This is a genomic window from Halolamina sediminis (genome assembly GCF_001282785.1).
In the GTDB taxonomy this organism is placed as follows: Archaea; Halobacteriota; Halobacteria; order Halobacteriales; family Haloferacaceae; genus Halolamina; species Halolamina sediminis.
This window is the reverse complement of the sequence record NZ_CVUA01000001.1, coordinates 181,138-198,667: the sequence shown is the minus strand read 5'-3', so window position 1 is coordinate 198,667 and position 17,530 is coordinate 181,138. Positions and strand designations below refer to the sequence as shown.

20 protein-coding genes are annotated in these 17,530 nt (G+C 69.2%); 9 read left to right on the top strand and 11 right to left on the bottom strand.

Annotated features, from left to right (window positions below; all coding sequences use genetic code 11):
- The first annotated feature begins 37 nt into the window (after window positions 1-37).
- Window positions 38-724 carry a ribose-5-phosphate isomerase RpiA gene (gene rpiA, locus BN1959_RS01000; RefSeq protein WP_053946872.1) on the top strand — a complete coding sequence of 229 codons (687 nt, stop codon included), beginning with the start codon at window positions 38-40 and terminating at the stop codon, window positions 722-724.
- 60 nt (window positions 725-784) lie between these two features.
- Here the strand turns inward: rpiA and BN1959_RS00995 are convergent, their stop codons facing one another.
- On the bottom strand, window positions 785-952 hold the full coding sequence (locus BN1959_RS00995; protein ID WP_053946871.1) for a DUF1931 family protein: 168 nt from the start codon (window positions 950-952) through the stop codon (window positions 785-787).
- Between the two features lie 297 nt (window positions 953-1,249).
- On the opposite strand from BN1959_RS00995, the gene BN1959_RS14955 reads away from it, so the two are divergent.
- Both BN1959_RS14955 and BN1959_RS00990 read left to right on the top strand, forming a co-directional pair.
- Window positions 1,250-1,405 carry a DUF7563 family protein gene (locus tag BN1959_RS14955; protein ID WP_202594628.1) on the top strand — a complete coding sequence of 52 codons (156 nt, stop codon included), beginning with the start codon at window positions 1,250-1,252 and terminating at the stop codon, window positions 1,403-1,405.
- 126 nt (window positions 1,406-1,531) lie between these two features.
- Window positions 1,532-1,792, top strand: coding sequence for a GIY-YIG nuclease family protein (locus tag BN1959_RS00990; protein WP_053946870.1), 261 nt, complete (start codon window positions 1,532-1,534; stop codon window positions 1,790-1,792).
- A 43-nt stretch (window positions 1,793-1,835) separates the two neighbouring features.
- Here BN1959_RS00990 and BN1959_RS00985 read toward each other — a convergent pair whose 3' ends face one another.
- Window positions 1,836-2,447, bottom strand: a complete 612-nt coding sequence (locus BN1959_RS00985) for an NADPH-dependent FMN reductase (protein ID WP_053946869.1) — start codon at window positions 2,445-2,447, stop codon at window positions 1,836-1,838.
- Window positions 2,448-2,538: 91 nt separating this feature from the next.
- Here BN1959_RS00985 and BN1959_RS00980 point away from each other — a divergent pair, with 91 nt between their 5' ends.
- Entirely contained in the window at window positions 2,539-3,951 is a 1,413-nt protein-coding gene (locus tag BN1959_RS00980; protein ID WP_053946868.1) for a phosphoglucomutase/phosphomannomutase family protein, read from the top strand.
- 4 nt (window positions 3,952-3,955) lie between these two features.
- Here the strand turns inward: BN1959_RS00980 and BN1959_RS14950 are convergent, their stop codons facing one another.
- Entirely contained in the window at window positions 3,956-5,101 is a 1,146-nt protein-coding gene (locus BN1959_RS14950) for a GNAT family N-acetyltransferase (protein ID WP_202594627.1), read from the bottom strand.
- A 73-nt stretch (window positions 5,102-5,174) separates the two neighbouring features.
- A complete protein-coding gene (samp2, locus tag BN1959_RS00970; protein WP_053946867.1) occupies window positions 5,175-5,375 on the bottom strand; it encodes a ubiquitin-like small modifier protein SAMP2 in 201 nt (66 codons plus the stop codon).
- Between the two features lie 226 nt (window positions 5,376-5,601).
- Between samp2 and BN1959_RS14890 the strand changes: the two genes are divergently transcribed.
- From BN1959_RS14890 to BN1959_RS00955, 3 genes are all read left to right on the top strand, one after another.
- Entirely contained in the window at window positions 5,602-6,381 is a 780-nt protein-coding gene (locus BN1959_RS14890) for a hypothetical protein (protein ID WP_161803737.1), read from the top strand.
- 562 nt (window positions 6,382-6,943) lie between these two features.
- Window positions 6,944-7,927, top strand: coding sequence for a replication factor C small subunit (locus BN1959_RS00960; RefSeq protein WP_053946865.1), 984 nt, complete (start codon window positions 6,944-6,946; stop codon window positions 7,925-7,927).
- Between the two features lie 163 nt (window positions 7,928-8,090).
- Window positions 8,091-9,230: a hypothetical protein gene (locus BN1959_RS00955; protein WP_053946864.1), complete on the top strand. Its 1,140-nt coding sequence runs from the start codon at window positions 8,091-8,093 to the stop codon at window positions 9,228-9,230.
- Here BN1959_RS00955 and BN1959_RS00950 read toward each other — a convergent pair.
- The 3 genes from BN1959_RS00950 to BN1959_RS00940 form a co-directional block, all read right to left on the bottom strand.
- Entirely contained in the window at window positions 9,221-9,427 is a 207-nt protein-coding gene (locus BN1959_RS00950) for a DUF7472 family protein (RefSeq protein WP_053946863.1), read from the bottom strand. The genes BN1959_RS00955 and BN1959_RS00950 overlap by 10 nt on opposite strands.
- Before the next feature lie 44 nt (window positions 9,428-9,471).
- A complete protein-coding gene (hjc, locus tag BN1959_RS00945; RefSeq protein WP_053946862.1) occupies window positions 9,472-10,017 on the bottom strand; it encodes a Holliday junction resolvase Hjc in 546 nt (181 codons plus the stop codon).
- A gap of 518 nt (window positions 10,018-10,535) precedes the next feature.
- Window positions 10,536-11,819 carry an adenosylhomocysteinase gene (locus BN1959_RS00940; protein ID WP_053946861.1) on the bottom strand — a complete coding sequence of 428 codons (1,284 nt, stop codon included), beginning with the start codon at window positions 11,817-11,819 and terminating at the stop codon, window positions 10,536-10,538.
- Window positions 11,820-12,045: 226 nt separating this feature from the next.
- Here BN1959_RS00940 and BN1959_RS00935 point away from each other — a divergent pair, with 226 nt between their 5' ends.
- A complete protein-coding gene (locus BN1959_RS00935) occupies window positions 12,046-13,284 on the top strand; it encodes an inorganic phosphate transporter (RefSeq protein ID WP_053946860.1) in 1,239 nt (412 codons plus the stop codon).
- Window positions 13,285-13,286: 2 nt separating this feature from the next.
- Here BN1959_RS00935 and BN1959_RS00930 read toward each other — a convergent pair whose 3' ends face one another.
- The 4 genes from BN1959_RS00930 to BN1959_RS00915 form a co-directional block, all read right to left on the bottom strand.
- Window positions 13,287-14,588 carry an amidohydrolase gene (locus BN1959_RS00930; protein ID WP_053946859.1) on the bottom strand — a complete coding sequence of 434 codons (1,302 nt, stop codon included), beginning with the start codon at window positions 14,586-14,588 and terminating at the stop codon, window positions 13,287-13,289.
- Window positions 14,589-14,649: 61 nt separating this feature from the next.
- Window positions 14,650-15,051, bottom strand: coding sequence for a DUF7473 family protein (locus BN1959_RS00925; RefSeq protein WP_237560291.1), 402 nt, complete (start codon window positions 15,049-15,051; stop codon window positions 14,650-14,652).
- Window positions 15,052-15,056: 5 nt separating this feature from the next.
- On the bottom strand, window positions 15,057-15,617 hold the full coding sequence (locus BN1959_RS00920) for a TATA-box-binding protein (RefSeq protein WP_053946857.1): 561 nt from the start codon (window positions 15,615-15,617) through the stop codon (window positions 15,057-15,059).
- A 99-nt stretch (window positions 15,618-15,716) separates the two neighbouring features.
- The gene (locus BN1959_RS00915; RefSeq protein WP_053946856.1) at window positions 15,717-15,911 is read right to left on the bottom strand and encodes a hypothetical protein; all 195 of its coding nucleotides are present in this window, start codon (window positions 15,909-15,911) and stop codon (window positions 15,717-15,719) included.
- An 85-nt stretch (window positions 15,912-15,996) separates the two neighbouring features.
- Between BN1959_RS00915 and BN1959_RS00910 the strand changes: the two genes are divergently transcribed.
- A complete protein-coding gene (locus BN1959_RS00910) occupies window positions 15,997-17,061 on the top strand; it encodes a methyltransferase domain-containing protein (protein ID WP_053946855.1) in 1,065 nt (354 codons plus the stop codon).
- Window positions 17,062-17,530 lie beyond the last annotated feature (469 nt).

Here is a 17,530-nt window from a genome sequence, read left to right as displayed (position 1 = left end):
CGACGCGCCTTTGCTCCCCCCACTCCAACGCCGGCGCATGAAGCAGACCGGCGGCGGCGAGGACGCGAAGCGGCGGGCGGGCGAGTCGGCGGCCGAGATTCCCGACGACGGCGACGTGGTCGGCCTCGGGACGGGGAGCACCGCCGCCCACGCAATCCGCGCGCTGGGCGACCGCGTCGACGCTGGCCTCGATATCCGGGGTATCCCCACCTCCTACCAGTCGCGGGAGCTCGCCCGCGAGGTCGGGATTCCGCTGACTGATCTCGACGAGGCGACGCCCGACGTGGCGATCGACGGCGCCGACCAGGTCGCGGCCGACGGGGCGCTCGTCAAGGGCGGCGGCGCGGCCCACGCCCGGGAGAAGCTGGTCGACAACGCCGCCGAACGGTTCGTCGTCGTCGCCGACCCGACGAAGGAGGCTGAGCGGCTCTCACACCCCGTCCCGGTCGAACTGCTGCCGGCCGCGCGATCCCCGGTCGCCGACGCCGTCCGGGCGGCCGGCGGCGAGCCCGAACTCCGGGCGGCCGAGCGCAAGGACGGCCCCGTCGTCACCGACAACGGGAACCTCGTTCTCGACTGCGCGTTCGGCGAGATCGACGATTCGGGCGCGCTCGCGCGGACGCTGTCGGCCGTCCCGGGCGTCGTCGAGCACGGGCTGTTCGTCGGGCTGGTGGACGAGGTGCACGTCGGACGCGACGACAGCGTCGAGATCACGTCGTACTGACGGCGCTATCGCTACCCGGTTAGGACGCGAAAAACGGAAACCGGACGACTGCTTCCGGATTTAAAGGTCGCGCGGCTGGACCGTCTTCCGATCGTTCTCCTCGGCTCGGCGAGCGGCGTCGTCGAGCAGCTCCTCGACTTCCTCGTCCAGGGCGTCGTAGAAGTCCGAAGCAACGTTCTTCTCATCGAGGTACTCCTTGACGGCGGCCTTGACGATAAGGTTGGACATATGCGTCCCTAGCTACTCGACCCCTCTTAATAAGATTTCCCAAATCGACCGAAGGGACCGCGCCAGGGGCCGAAATCAGGACATTTAGGTGTGGCGGTCCGCCGCTCGATCGGCGCCGCCGCGCCGTCCCGAGCGGGGCTGGAAATCGGGGCATACGGCCGACGGGAACTGAACGAAACCCGACGAGGACGCCCGGAACCGTTCGTTTCACGCCGTGGGAGCCAGAATGCCCATAAACCTATTGACCCGTGGGTGGCGTACCCACAATCGCCGGTACCGGTGGATACCGGACAACCGATGTCACGCTGTGACCACTGCGGGTCACACGTCTCCGAGCGATTCGCCCGCGTGTTCGCCGACGAGCAGGGCCGGCTCGACGCCTGCCCCTCGTGTGCCGCGAACGCCGGCATCGCGGAAGTCGCCCGGGACCGGACCCGTACCGAAACCCACTGACGGGGTATCGCCACACGACCGCCACGCTCCCGGCGTGGTACAGCGCCGCGCCGGCCCCCGACCCGCTCCCACTTTTGTGCCGCTTCGGACCGGACCGCTTAGGCGCCCGGCACCACTGGAACGACCGTGCACTACGTCTACGTGCTCTCGTGTGCGGACGACACACTGTACACGGGGTACACCACCGACGTGGCTCGCCGCGTCGCCGAGCACGACGCCGGCGAGGGCGCGAAGTACACCCGCGGGCGGACCCCCGTCGAGCCCGTCCACGTCGAGTCCTTCGAGACGAAGTCGGCGGCGATGTCCCGCGAACACGAGATCAAACAGCTCTCCCGGACCGAGAAGGAGCGGCTGGTCGCGTCGTCGGAGACGCCGGAGCTGGCGTAGGGCTCTTCCTCGATCGCCGGCGCCGGACTGTCACGCTACTCGCCTACCACTCGGGCTCGTCTTCGATGCGGATGAACTCCGGCGCGCGGCGGGCGTACGTGCCGACGCGGTAGCCGAGTTTACACGTCCGGGCGCGGAGGTCGTCGTCGACGAACGCGTACGCGGCGTCGGCGCCGATCTCGTCGGGCTCGGGCTCCCGGCGGCGCTCCGCGAACCGGCTGCTGGCGTTCCGCAAGCCGACCTGCGTCGGGAGCACCCAGCCGTGGACCCCACGGACGGTGCTGCGCATGTCGTTGAGCGTGTCGGCGATCGTGCCGCCGCCGGCGGTGACCAGCAGCCCCACGACGGTCTCCTCGTACTCGTCGAACCCGCAGTAGTCGTGGAAGTTCCGGAACGCCGCGGAGTAGGAGCTGTGGTAGACGGGCGCGCCGAGGAGCACGCCGTCGGCCTCTCGGACGCGCGCGAGCAGTTCCGCGGCGTCGCCGGCCTCGCCGGTGTCGCGGTCGGGGTCGTACAGCGGCAGGTCGACCGCCGCGAGGTCGATCAGGTCGGTCTCGACGCCCGCGGTCTCGGCGGCGTCCAGCGCGTACCGGAGGGCGGCCTTCGTGTAGCTCCCGTCGCGCATGCTGCCGCTGACGGCGACGACTCGGGTCATGTGAACGCGTTTCACGACACCGGCCCAAAAGGGGGTCGGAACGCCCCGCGTGACGGGTCCCTTTTTCAGCCTTAGCCACCAACTCCGACCCATGACCGACCCCACTGACGCCATCCAGTTCGGCACCGACGGCTGGCGGGCCACCCTCGACACGTTCACTGACGACCGCGTCCGCATCGTCGCACAGGGCGTCGCCGACTACCTCCGAGAGGAGGGCACCGCCGCCCCCGTCGTCGTCGGCTACGACGCCCGCTCCTCCTCGCCGGGGTTCGCCGAGAGCGTCGCCGACGTGCTCACCGACAACGGGTTCGACGTGCTGCTGCCCGAACGGGACATCCCCACCCCGACCGCGGTGTGGAACGCCGTCGATCGGGGCTACGCCGGCGCCGTGATCCTCTCCGCCTCCCACAACCCCCCGGAGTACAACGGGATCAAGTACTTCCCCGGCGACGGCGCGCCGGCGATGCCCGAAGTCACCGACCGCATCGAAGCGAACCTCGGCGAGCCCGAGGCGCTCCCCGAGAGCGAGCACGGCGTCGTCGTCCGTGACGACCTCGTGACCCCCCACGCCGACGCCGTCGAGGAGCTGGTGGCCTCCTACGGGTTCAGCACTGACGACGGGAACGTCAATCTCTCGGGGCTCACTGTCGCGTACGACGCGATGCACGGCTCCGGCCGCGGCGTGACCGACGCGGTGCTCGAAGACGCCGGCGCCGAGATCCAGCGCCTGCGGTGTGACGAGGACCCCGAGTTCGGCGGCGGCGCGCCCGAGCCGGCCGAGTCGAACCTCCACGCGCTCGCCGATCACGTCGTCGACGGTGACGCGGATATCGGGATCGCGAACGACGGCGACGCCGACCGCATCGCGGTGATCACCCCGGCGGGCTACCTCGGCGAGAACCGCTTCTTCGCCGCGACGTACGACGCGCTACTGGAGAAGGACTCCGGGCCCGCGATCCGGACCGTGTCGACGACGTTCCTGATCGACCGCGTCGCCGAGGCCCACGGCGAGCGCGTGGTCGAGACCGCGGTCGGCTTCAAGTGGGTCGCCGACGCGATGGGCGAGCACGACGCGCTGATGGGCGGCGAGGAGTCCGGCGGCTTCTCGATCCGCGGGCACGTCCGGGAGAAAGACGGCGTCCTGATGGCGCTGCTGGCCTGTGCGATCGAGGCCGACGAGCCGTACGACGGGCGGATCGAACGCCTCGAAGCCGAGCACGGCGGAATCGTCGCGGACAAGGTCAGCCTCGACTGCCCCGACTCGGAGAAGGAACGCGTGCTCGACGATCTCGAAGACCAGATCCCCGACGCGGTGGCGGGGGTTCCCGTCGAGCGGACTGTCACCGTCGACGGCTTCAAACTCCTCTGTGCGGACGGTTCGTGGCTGCTGGTTCGGCCGTCGGGCACCGAGCCCAAACTCCGCGTGTATGCGGAGGCGTCGACGGTCGCCCGGGTCGAGGCGGTGCTCGACGCCGGCCGGGAACTGGTCGCGCCGCTGATCTGAGGCGCTACGGCGTTCGGACGCCCCAGAACCGACTCCCTTCCTGTTCGACCTCGAAGCCGAGGTCCTTCCAGAACCCACGGACGCCGGCGCGGAAGTCCGCGGTAACCGTGCCGTCCTCGTCGGCGACCGCCGCCTCGACCAGCGCCGAGCCGATCCCCTCCCCCCGGCGCTTCCGGCGGACGGCGACGCCCTCGATGTGGCCGTCGCGAACCACCAGCGCGCCGACGATCCAGTCGCCCGCCTCGGCCAGCAACAGCTCGCCGTCGGGGGCGGCGTCCCGGACCGTCGAGCCGTCGATGTCGAGCAGCGCACCCTGCAGCACCCGCATCGCCGCGACCACGTCGTCGTTGCTCCCGCGCCGGAGTCTCACGTCCTCGGGGAGATCGACGCTCGTCGGCGTCGGCAGCGGGCGCTGGGGTTTCGGCCGGCGGTCGCCGTCGAGGAGCTCCGCCCCCTCGTCCGGGGTCGCTGCGTCCCCGGAGTGGGCCTCGCTCGCGGTTGATCCCCCGTTCGCCGCACCCGATTCGGCGTCGGCGGGGCCGGTGTCGTCCTCGGCACGCGGCGGCACGCGGTCGACACTCGGCGATTCGGGCGGCTGTTCGTTCGCTTCGTCGGGTGCCCGCTCGTCGGCTGTGTCGTCACCGGCGGTGCGTTCCGCCGTGTCGCCGGCGTCGAGCGTCGCGGCGTGGTCGATCGCGTCGAGGATCTCGTCGATCCGGGGGCGGTCGGTCCGGGAGTCCCCCCGGTGGGCGTACGTCTCGATCGGGTCGCTGAAGCGGAGGTCGAGCAGGATCACCGCCGGCATCCGGCCGATCACGTCGTGGAGTTTGCCCAGCAGGCCGAACCGGGTGGGCTGCTCGTAACGGTCGCCGAGTTCGGTGTCGGGGTCGGCGACGACGGGGAACGGGAGGTGGTACTGCTTCTGCCACTCCGCGGCGGTCTCGCGGTCCTCAGGCAGCACCGACACGACCTCGGCGTCGCGGGCCTCGAACTCGTCGTACCGTTTCTTCACCCGTCGGACCTGCTGGCGGCACTCGCTGCAGTAGAAGTCGCGGTGGAGGAGGAGCACGGCGAACTCCGCCTCGATCTCCGCGGGCGAGAGCGGGTCGGGGCCGGGCCCGACGTTCGGCAGCACGAACCCGCTGTTCATGGTCGGACGTGGAGCCGAGAGTACAAAACGCCGACGCCCGTGCGGTTCGGGCGGGACCGGTCGGGCGCGGGGCTCAGCCGCCGGCGATCAGCCGGAGCACGCGAACGTGGTCGGCCTCGACGGGAGCGTCCTCCGGGACGGGCGAGTCGTCGACGAGGACGGTCACCTCGTGGGAGCTGTAGCCGATCTCGCGGACGACTGCGGCGTAGTCGGCGTCGTCGGGGACGGTGACGGTGCGTTCGTCCTCGCCGACGATCTCGACCGTTAGCTGCATGGGTTTGGGTGGGTGGGGAGTGGGTTTGAGGGTTGTCCTCCGGGTAGCACGGTTCTCGGAGGATCGAACGGATCCCGAACTGCCGGTCGACGATCAGTTCGGGTAGCGGTAGTAACCGACCACGAGAGAGAGGAGGAGGATCAGGAGTAGGCTAAGCGACCAACCGGCAGTCGTTCCCTCATCGTTCGCCCCGCTGATCCGGGGAGGCACTTTACTCAAGTCCGCTGTGGGGGTTGGCGGAGCCGTTTCCGACGGTGTCACAGTCGGTGTTGCGGTAGTCGTCGCGGTTCGAGTCACAGGTGTCGCTCCAGCTACCGTCGAAGTCGGTTTAGCTGTCTCCGTCGGTGTCGCGGTGTCCGTATCCGTGGATGTCGGTTCGCCCCCGTCACCGTCACCCGGGGGATCAGCCGGTGTTGCAGTCGGTGAGGGCGTCGACGTTGCGGTCGGTGACGGTGTCGGCGTTGCAGTCGGTGAGGGCGTCGACGTTGCGGTCGGTGACGGTGTCGGCGTTGCAGTCGGTGAGGGCGTCGGTGTCGGCGTAGCGGTGGGTGAAGGCGCCGGTGTCGGTGTCGGGGTTGGCGTTGCAGTCGGTGTCGGGGTTGGCGTTGCAGTCGGTGTCGGTGTTGGCGTTGCAGTCGGTGTCGGTGTTGGCGTTGCAGTCGGTGTCGGTGTTGGCGTTGCAGTCGGTGTCGGTGTTGGTGTTGGGGTCGGGGTGGATGTTGGTGTTACAGTCGGTGTTGCAGTCGGTGTTGGAGTAGGTGTCGACGTTGGTGTTGGGGTCGGTGTTGACGTCGGCGAAGGTGTCGGCGTCGCAGTGGGGGAGGGTGTGGGGTCAGTTATCTGGAGCGTTCCGGTCGCTTCGCCGCCGCTGCTCTGGGGGTTGATGTCCAACGGAACGTCGTACGTGCCCGACGATACGGGGTTCTGCACGTCGTCGAAGACCACGACAACCTCGTCGCCGTCGTACAGGGAGTACGAGCCACCGAATCGGAGCGTTAGAACGTAGCCGCCCCCACTCACGTCGACGTTACTGAGGTCCGACATGGCGGATTCGTCGATCGTCGTCCCGGATTCGTCGTCACCGCGATCGATCCCGACGGTCGACACGTCCTCGATACTGACGTTGCTCACGTCCGAGTTCGCGTTACTCAGGTTGACCTCGAGACCGTTCAGCGAGCTGCTCTGTGATCCGACGGTGACCGTCACTTCGTACGTTGCGTTGGCCGCGTCGACCTCGCTTGGATCGGCGTCGATGCTCGGGTCGGACGCGGCCACGACGATAGTCACTCCTACGAGAAGGAGAAGGACGAGAACCACCACACCGAGCCGTGAATGACGGTTCCCAGCCATCGGAATCCCTCAGACGGCGGTTTTATCCATAGCCATCCGACATATTGATAGATATATCAATGGATCACAAAAAGGATACTGGCCGTTCTCGGTCAGTGCTCCGGCCGACGGCGATAGAGGAGGGCACGGGAGCGTTCGGGGACCCACCGGTCGCTGGACGTCGAGAAAACCGGGAGTGCTCCGGTCCGTTTATGCCCCGCCCGGACCCCTCTCAATCCATGAGCGAGGCCGACGCCGAGGGCGAGTCCGCGGGCCGGGAGATCTGGATCGAGAAGTACCGGCCCCAGACGCTCGACGACATCCACGGGCAGGAGGAGACCATCGAGCGCGTGAAGAGCTACGTCGAGGGCGGCGAACTCCCCCACATGCTGTTCACGGGCCCGGCGGGCGTCGGGAAGACGACGACCGCGACCGCGATCGCCCGCGAGATCTACGGCGACGACTGGCGCGGGAACTTCCTCGAACTCAACGCCTCCGACGAGCGCGGGATCGATGTCGTTCGGGACCGCATCAAGAACTTCGCGCGCTCGGCGTTCGGCGGCGAGGACTACCGCATCATCTTCCTCGACGAGGCCGACTCGCTGACGAGCGACGCCCAGTCCGCCCTGCGCCGGACGATGGAGCAGTTCTCGGACAACACCCGCTTCATCCTCTCCTGTAACTACTCCTCGAAGATCATCGACCCGATCCAGTCCCGCTGTGCGGTGTTCCGCTTCTCCCCCCTCTCGGACGACGCCGTCGCCGGGCAGATCCGGGAGATCGCCGAGGCCGAGGGGATCGAGATGACCGACGAGGGGCTCGACGCGCTCGTCTACGCCGCCAACGGCGACATGCGTCGCGCGATCAACAATCTCCAGGCCGCCGCGACGACCGGCGACGTGGTCGACGAGGAGGCCGTCTACACCGTCACCGCGACCGCTCGCCCCGAGGAGGTCGAGGAGATGGTCGCCGCCGCCGTCGCCGGCGACTTCCCGAAGGCCCGTGCGACTCTCGACACGCTGCTGACCGACGTGGGGATGGCCGGCGGCGACATCGTCGATCAGCTCCACCGCTCGGCGTGGGAGTTCGACCTCGACGACCGCGCAGTCGTGCGGCTGCTCGAACGCCTCGGCGAGGCCGACTACCGGATCGCCGAGGGCGCGAACGAGCAGGTCCAACTGGAGGCGCTGTTGGCGGCGCTGTCGCTGGACGACGAGGAGTAGTTGCGGTCGCGGGGAGGACACCGAACACGACCGCGAGCGAACGAAGTGAGCGAGCGGCCTTTTTCGTCGAGCTTTTTCGAGGAGCGGTGCGCCTCCGGCGCACCCGACGACGAAAAAGGTCGGGTCCGAAGTGCTTATTCACGGGGCTGTGAAACGGCGAGTCATGCAGCCGCTTCACGCCCGCTACCCCTTCTTCGACGAGGCCCGGGAGGCCGTCGGGGAGCTGGGCGCCTCGGTGCCCGAACTCGCCGCCTCGGGCGACCCGGCCGTCGAACGCGGCCGCGAGCGCGTCGAGCGCGCGCTGACCGAGGGAACTACCGCGCCCGCCGAGCCGGGGCGGTGGAGCGACGAGGCCGAACTGCTCTCCTACCCCGTCGCGCGCGTGCTCGTCTCCCTCCTGTCGGAGGAGAAAGCCGTCGAGAAGTACGCCGCCGCGGAGGCGTCGACGGCCGCCGCGCGCTTCGCCGAGGACGTGACCGGCGACGACGACGGCCTGCGCAGCACGACCGACGCCTCGGTGTCGCTCCCGCGGATCCTCCGGGAGTTCGGCCTCGAAGACGCCGTCCGGGAGGAACGCCTCGCGGGCGCGGAGCAGAACCGCAGCGCGGGCGCGACCGACCGCGACTGGTACCGCGTCGCCGTCGAGCAGTACCTCCTGCTCACCGACGACTGGGGAGAGGAGTGGCGGCTGGTGAACCGTGAGCTCGCCGACGGCGAGGTCCGGACACGTCGGGGGGAGCTGTACGGCGCCGACGGCGAGGGGCTGCTCGTGGAGGCCGTCCGGCGTCGCGTGGCGGCGGGGCTGCCGTTCGATCTCGGCGACGACCGCCGGGACGGGCTGGAGGACGCGCTCGCGGAACCGCTGTCGGCGCTGCGGGACTTGCTCGGCGAGCGCGTGGCAGTCAGAGATATCGACGCAGTAGTGCCCGACCTGTTCCCGGACTGTGTCGACGAGCTACTGACGCGGGCCGAGAGCGAGGCGCTTGACGACACCGAGTCGTTCGCGCTGCTGTCGTTCCTCGCCGCGATCGGGCTCGACGCCGACGGCGCGGCCGCGTTCTGCGCCGACACGACGCTCGACGAGGCGCAGGTCCGCTACGCGGTCGAGCGACTCGGGGAGAAACGTGGGGCGCAGTACCCGCCGCCGTCGTGTGAGACGCTCGAAGCCTACGGGATCTGTACGAACCAGAACGACCACCGCGAGCGGGCGAACCACCCGCTCGTGCTGTACCGCGAGCGGCTACGGGAGACGCCGCCGGAGGAGCGAGTTGACTGGCGCGAACGGGAGCCGGCTCAGTCCTGACTCGCGAAGTACAGCCCCAGCGCCCCCATGAGGACAATGAACCCGGTCAGTGCGCCGAGCATCGCGAGGCCGCCGGTCGCGGAGAGTCCCTCGTCGACACCGAAGGTCGTGCCGACGACGACGAACGAGACGATCAACAGGGCGACGGCGGCGATCGAGAGCACGATCTTTCGCCCCATGCCCTCCTCGATATCCATACTCCGGAATCGCCCGGGAGCACCCTAAAGCACTTCGATGCGGCTCAGTCGAGCGCCTCGGCCGCCTCGTCGACGGTGAGGGTGCCGTCGGCGACCGCCTGCAGCAGCTTCCGGACGCCCCCGTCGGGGTCGTCACCGTCGTCGGCCGTGGTAGCGGTACCGCGCTCCGTCGCCTCCGCCAGGGTGACCTTCTCGGTGTCGCCGACGAGTTCGGCCATATCGGTGCCGTCGGCGAGCGCGGTCTCCTTCTTCACGCGGTAGTTGCCGCCGTCGGTGGTGTAGCAGTCGCCCGGGTGGAAGAAGTACCAGTCCTCGCGGTCGAAACGCACGCCGATGCGGGGTTTGGCGCCGAAGTTCTGGGCGAAGTAGACGAGGGCCTGCACCTCCTCGCCGGTGAGGTAGATGGGGTCGCCCGCGGAGGATTTAGCCTCGATGGCGTAGAAGCTCTCGCCGTTGCCCGCGAGCACGTCCGGGAGCTCCCGCTGGGTCGCGCTCCCGCTGGCGGGCGCGCGCATGACGGCGAAGCCGGCGTCGTCGAGCCGGTTGACGAGCTCGCGCTCGCGCCGGTCGCCTTTCTTGTTCGTCGGCATTGGGTGAGAGTCGGGTACGAGGGGGCAAAAGGCGGTCGGTGATGGGTGGTTTTCGTGGGTTGGTTTCGATTGGGCGATGCTGCTGACGTGAGCACGAACCGCGACCGCGACAGCAGCTCGATCGTTGGCCACTTGCGACCGCAGGGTGCCGGACACGAGGTCCGGCACAGCCCCGGATCCCCACCCCTCCCCCCGCGGCCGGCGATCGTCGCCGTCATCAGAAATCAGAGATTTCTGATTGGCAGACGAGAGCTTCGCTCTCGTCGACGGCCGCGAGGCGTCCACCGCCACCGCACCGCGGTCGCGGTCGGCGCGAAGCAGAAGCGCCCCTTGTGGGCGCGACCAGCGCGAGGGACGAACGAGCGAAGCGAGTGAGTCGGCTGGGGAGGTATGAGGGCTGTACGGAGCGGTTGCGGTCGCAAGTGGTCTAGCCTCGAACTGCTGTTGCTGTTCGAGTCACCAGTTCGAAAACCGTCGGCGACGCCACCAAAACCACTGGAAAACGCGGCGAGAAGTAATTACGTCCCGTGCTGCCAGGAGTCCATGTACTCGCGCTGCTCGTCAGTCAGCCCGTCGTACTCGACGCCCTCGGCGGCGAGCTTGATCTCGGCGACCTCCTCGTCGAGTTCGTCCGGCACCTCGTGGACGCCAGCCTCGTAGCTGTCGCCGTTCTCGACGATCTCTCGGACACAGACCGCCTGAATCCCGAAAGACTGGTCCATCACTTCGACCGGGTGGCCCAGCCCGACCGGCGCGGCGAGGTTCACGAGTCGGCCCTCGGCGAGCACGTTCAGCCGACGGCCGTCGGCCATCTCGAAGGACTCGACGCCGTCGCGGGCCTCGTAGCGGTCGACCGCGAGGTCGTCGAGGTGATCGAGGTTGATCTCCACGTCGAAGTGGCCGGCGTTGGCCAGCAGGACGCCGTCCTGCATCTGCTCGAAGTGCTCGCGGGTGATCACGTCCTTGTTCCCGGTGGTGGTGACGAACACGTCGCCCTCCTTCGCGGCCTCGGCCATCGGGAGCACGTCGTACCCCTCCATGTGCGCTTCTAGCGCCTTGCGCGGTTCGACCTCACAGACGACGACGTTGGCGTCCTGCCCGGCCGCCTTCGAGGCCACGCCCTTGCCGCAGTAGCCGTAGCCGGCGACGACGACGGTCTTGCCGGCCCACGAGAGGTTCGTGGTCATCGCGATCGCCGACAGCGCCGACTCGCCCGTGCCGTGGACGTTGTCGAACAGGCGCTTCATCGGCGTGTCGTTCACCGCGAACATCGGGTAGTTCAGCTCGCCGTCGTCGTCCATCGCGCGCAGTCGGTGGACGCCGGTGGTCGTCTCCTCGGCGCCGCCGACGATGGAGTCGATCAGCTCGGGGTGCTCTTGGTGGATGCGGAACACCATGTCCGCACCGTCGTCGACCGTGATCGTCGGCTCGTGGTCGATGACGGACTCGATGGCGGCGTAGTACTCCTCGTCGTCGACGCCGCGGACGGCGTAGGAGGTGACGTTCGCCACGTCGTCCAGCGCGACGCTCACGTCGTCGTGAGTCGAGAGGGGGTTGCAGCCCGTGACCGCTACTTCGGCGCCGCCGAGGGCGAGCGTCTCGACGAGGATCGCCGTCTTGGCCTCGACGTGCATCGCCATCCCGATCGTCTCGCCGGCGAGGGGTTTCTCCGCCTCGAAATCCTCGCGGAGCGACTGGCAGATGGGCATGTGCTGGAGCGCCCAGTCCATCTTCCGGCGGCCCTCCTCGCGGAGCGCCTCGGGGTCGTCGACGTGCGCGGTGACGCGCTCGTAGGAACTCATGGCTGTGGGTTCTGGTGGTGTGGGCAAAACCGTGTCGAAGGGGCGTCCGGGAACGGTCACCCGGGCGCGCCGAAGGGACGGTGCGGCGGCGTTCAGTCCCACCACTCCGAAGGTGGCCCCGCACTCGCCGTCAAACGGAACTACATCGTTCACTCGGTTCGTCAAAACAGCTCGAGCGGCGTATCACTCCCCTCGTATTTTCCGCCTCGACACAGAACACCCGGACATGGTTACGGTGCTCGCCGTCCTCGGGATACTCGTCGCGGTGTTCGTCGGCTACAACATCGGCGGTTCCTCGACCGGGGTCGCGTTCGGCCCGGCGGTCGGCGGCCGACTCGTCCGGAAAGTCACCGCAGGGGTACTGTTCACCGGCTTCGCGCTGCTCGGCGCCTGGACCGTCGGGCGGAACGTGATCGACACGATGAGCAGCAGCATCGTCCCCGCAGCGCAGTTCTCGCCGGAGGCGAGCGTCGGCGTGCTCTTTTTCACGGGGCTCTCGCTGCTGATCTCGAACCTCTACGGCGTCCCGGCCTCGACGTCGATGACCGCCGTCAGCGCCATCGTCGGGCTGGGGCTGGCGACGGGGACGCTGAACGGGGCGCTGATGTTCGTCATCGTCTCGGCGTGGATCGTCGCGCCGGTCGTCGGCTTCGCCAGCGGCGCCGTCATCGGCCGCTACGTCTACCCGTATCTCGACGGCCGGTTCGCGTTCACGCGGCTGGAGCTCCACCTGCTCCAACTCGACCGCTCGGGGCGGATTCCGAAGCCGCGCGTGAACCGGAACGCGACCCCGCGGGATCTGGTCGGTTCGGCGCTGGTCGTCCTGATCGCCTGCTACATGGCGTTCTCGGCGGGCGCCTCCAACGCCGCCAACGCCGTCGCACCCTTAGTCGGCGCCAACGGCACGCTGACCGTCGATCAGGGCGTACTGCTCGCGGTGGGAGCGTTCGCGCTCGGCTCGTTCACCATCGCCCGCCGAACGCTCGACACCGTCGGCGACGACATCACCGAGCTGCCGATCCTCGCGGCGCTGATCGTCTCCGTCGTCGGCGGCACCATCATCACCGTGTTGTCGTATCTCGGCATCCCCGCGAGCCTCGCGGTCAGCACCACCTGCTGCATCATCGGCCTCGGCTGGGGGCGGGCCAGCCGGGCGGCGACGCTCGCGGAGCTGGCGAAACCCTCGCCCGAGACGAAGATGGGATCGGAGCTCTCGACCGGCGCGCTCACACCGGAAGAGCGGGACGAGCCCGCGAGCCCGACCGTCGGCGACATCGCGGAAGGGGAGGCCGTGGAGCCGGAGTCGCCGCCGGCGGTGCCGAGCATCGGCGACGAGCGAGCGCGGCCACAGAGCAAGGAGAGCCTGTTCGACGCCACCGCCGCGGGGCGGATCGCGGTGCTCTGGGTGCTCACGCCGACGATCGCCGTCGTCTGTTCCTACGCGCTGTTCTCGCTGCTGCTGTAACCCTACTCGACTCGCGCCACCAGTTCGTCGGCCCGTTCCTGCGCGCGCTCCCGCACGGCGTCGACGTCCAGCGTCTGTACCTCGCGGTCTTCCATCAGCACCTGCCCGTCACAGACGGTGTGGCGTACGTCCTGCCCGCTCGTCGCGTACGCGAGGTGGCTCACCAGATCGTGCTCGGGCGTCAGGTGCGCTGCGTCGAGATCGACGACCGCGAGGTCCGCGTTCGCGCCCGCCTCGATCCGGCCGGAGTCGAAGCCGAGCGCCGCGGCAGACCCCTCGGTCGCCATCCGGACGGCTGCGCTGGCCGGCACCGCGGCGGCGTCGTCGGCGCCGAGTTTCCCGAGCATCGCGGCGTCGCGGATCTCGTCGAACATGTCGAGGTCGTTGTTCGAGGCGGCACCGTCGGTGCCGAGCCCGACCGTGACGCCCGCCTCGAGCATCTCGGCGACCGGCGCGATCCCGGAGGCCAGTTTGGCGTTCGATGCGGGGCAGTGGACCACCGCCGCGTCCGAGTCGGCGAGGATCTCGATCTCCTCGTCGTCGACGTGGACGCAGTGGGCGAGGAAGTCGCCGTCCGCGAGCAGCCCCACGTCCGCGGCGTAGGAAAGCGGGCGAACGCCGCGCTCGTCGACGATCGGCTCGACCTCCTCGACGGTCTCGTTGGCGTGGATGTGGACCGGGAGGTCCGCCTCGCGGGCGCGCTCGACAGCCTCGCGCAGCAGCGCCTCATTCACGGTCGTCAGGGAGTGGGGCTTCACTGCCGTCGAGATGCGGCCGCCGGCGAGCCCGTCGTACTGGTCGGCGAAGTTGACGCTCTTCTCCATGTCCTCGCGGGCGTCGGTCTCCGACTTCCCGACGGAGACGAAGCCGTGGCCCAGTAGGGCACGCAGTCCGGCCGCCTCAACCACGCCGGCGACGTGGGGCTCTTCGAAGTACATGTCGACGAAACCGGTCGTCCCCGTGCGGATCATCTCGACCGCCGCGAGCTCGGTGCCGGCCCGGATGTCCTCGGCCGTGAGCTCGCCCTCCGCGGGCCAGATGTCCTCTTGGAGCCACGCGTCGAGCGGTTTGTCGTCGGCGTACCCCCGGAGCAGCGTCATCGGGGCGTGGCCGTGGGCGTTGACGATGCCGGGGACGACGAGCCCGCCGTCGGCGTCGAGCGTCTCGTCCGCCGCGGCGTCGATCTCCTCGGGGGCGGCGACACGTTCGATGTCGCCCGTCGACTGGTCGATCAGCACGTCGGCCTCGACGATCGAGTGGTCGGGACGGAGCACGCGACCGTTCGCGATACGGAGCGTATTCATGTACGGCAGTGGCGGGGGCGGGGGCGTTAAGCCGTCGTTCCACGGCGAGGACGGCCCCGCGCTACACCGGCGCCGAGCCGATCAGCGCGATCAGGCTGAACAGAATCGCGCCGAGGATGACGCTCACCGTGAAGTGGATGACGACGACGCCCGCGAGCAGCCGGCGGTTCAGCCCGTGGATGTAGCGGAAGACGGCGGCGTCGACGCCGAGGGCGGCCACGAGCGCGAGCAGCGGCGAGAACTCGAACGTCGCCGCGAGGAAGGCGATCGCGGCGATCGGCGGCCCGACGAGCGCGTGCGGGCGCAGCGACACGTCGCCGAGCAGGTTGCGGGCGGCGATGAACGCGGTGAGGGAGAGGAACGCGGAGAACAGGAGCCACGTCGCGATCACCGAGACGGTCGACCCCCCGATCGGTGCTGCCTGCAACGTGGCTGACTGGGAAACGGCGGCCAAGGAGACCACGGCTGTCAGTCCAGCAGGCCGAGTTCGTCGAGCCGTTCGGTGATCACGTCGACGGCCTCGGCGGCGTCGGCGGGCTGCTTCCCGCCCGTGATGACGAGCTTGCCGGAGCCGAACAGCAGCGCGACCACGTCGGGCTCCTCCAGCCGGTAGACCAGCCCGGGGAACTGCTCGGGCTCGTACTCGATGCTCTCCAGGCCGAGCCCGATCGCGATGGCGTTGAGGTTCAGGCTCTCGCCGAGGTCGGCGCTGGTGACGATGTTCTGGACGGTGATCTCCGGGTCGTCCTCGATCGGGATGCTCAGCTCTCGGAGCTTCTCGAAGACGATGTGGAGGCTCTCGTGGACGTCGTCGGTCGACTTCGCGCCGGTGCAGACGATCTTCCCCGAACGGAAGATCAGCGCGGCGGATTTGGGCTCCTGCGTGCGGTAGACCAGCCCGGGGAACTGCTCGGGGTCGTAGTCGGCGCCCTCCAGATCCATGGCGACACTCTGGAGATCGAGCTCCTGGCCGATGCCCGTCGAGGCAACGACGTTCTCGATGGTGATCGTCTCCTTGGGATCGGTCATCGCTTTAAGGGTCGACGGTGAGGTTTAAATAGGTTGGTGGGTTCGGCAGGTCGGAATCCGGAGCGGGGGCGCCGACGGCGGGCTGGCTGGCAGTCCCGCCTACTCCGCCGGTCCACCGAACGCGATCCGCGCTGTCGGGACGAACGAGTAGACGACGAGCAATACAGCGATCACGAGGAACGCCACCGCGAAGCCGGCGTCGAGATGGGGCGCCGCCACGACCGCGAAGACGAGCGCGGCGATCACCGAGCGGAGCGATCGGAGGTGAGCTTCGAGCGAGGGAGATCTCTCCATAGGGGTGGCGTCGACGACCCGAGGCAAAAACCCGGCTGCCCGCGGGAACGCCAGTCTCTTTCCCACCCCCGACCCACCCACGGGCGTGTACTGTCTCGAACTGGCTGGCGAGGACGACGCGTTCGCGGCCCGGGAGGCCGAAGCCGCGGCGGCGGGCGTCGAGATCCTCGCGCCCGGGCTCGCCCGCGCCGGCCACGTCGACCGCGACCGCCTCCGCGGGCTGGCGTACACCCACGCCGCCGACGAGTTGGTCGCCCGGACGGAGGCGGGGATCGACGCCGCCGCGGTCGCGCTGGAGGCCGCGACCATCGACCGCGAGGGTAGCGTCGCGGTCCGTGCCCGCGACGTGCGCGGGCTCACTGGTGTGAGCACCGCGGCCGCGGAGCGCCGCCTCGGCGGCGTGCTCGTCGATCGCGGGTTCGAGGTCGACCTCGACGATCCGGACCACGAGCTGCGGGCGCTGTTCTCCGCCGAGGACGGGCTGGCGGACCCGGACAGCGACGCCGCGGCCGCCGAGCAGGGGCAGATCCCCGCCAACGAGGGGGTCTGCGTGCTCGGCTGGCTCGACTGCGAGTCCGAGCGCGACTTCGGCGATCGCCAGCCCACGGATCGCCCGTTCTTCCAGCCCGGGAGCATGGCGCCGATGGACGCCCGGGCGCTCGCGAACATCGCCGGCGCGGCGCCCGGCCGGCGGATCCTGGACCCCATGTGCGGCACCGGCGGGCTGTTGATCGAAGCCGGGCTCGTCGGCGCCGATCTGGTGGGAACCGACGCGCAGTGGAAGATGGTCCGGGGCACGCGGGAGAACCTCGACGCGCTGGTCGAGGGTGTCGATTCGGCGGTCGCGCGAGCGGACGCGACCGCGCTCGCGCTGCGGGACGGAACCGTCGACGGCGTGGCGTTCGACGCGCCGTACGGCCGGCAGTCGAAGATCGCGACGCATCGGTTGGAAGACCTCGTGGCGGGTGCGCTGTCGGAGGCGGCGCGAGTGAGTGTCGACAGTGCGACCTGCGTGCTGATGGCCGACCGGGACTGGCGCGAGGCGGTCTCGGGGACGGACTGGCGGGTCACGGACCGTTTCGAGCGCCGGGTCCATCGGTCGCTGACGCGGCACGTCCACGTGCTGGAGAAGCAGCCGGACGATCAGTAGACCGAGAGAGCAAGGGGAGGTTTTTCGAGTCGAAATCAAGGCGGGTTGTCTCTGCCGTTGGCTGATCGAACAGCGACCGCTGCTACCGCGACAGCAGCTCGTTCGTCGACCACTTGCGACCGCAGGGTGCCGGGCACGAGGCCCGGCACAGCACCGAGTCCCCACCCCTCCCCCCGCGCTCGCCGACCGCTGGCGAGCGCGAGGCGTCCACCGCCAGCGCACCGCGGTCGCTGTCGGCGCGAAGCGCGAGTCCCTCCGTGGACGAGCGGGCGCGAGGGACGACTGACTGAGTGAAACGAAGGAAGGAGTCGGGTGGGGAGGTCTGTGGGCTGTGCGGGGCGATGCGGTCACAAGTGGTCATGCTCACTCCGCGGTCCTGTTCGCGGTCAGAACGGGAACTCCCCGCTCTCAAGCACGTTCAGGTACGAACTTCGTTGTCCAAACGCGAACCCCGATATTTCGGGTGAAT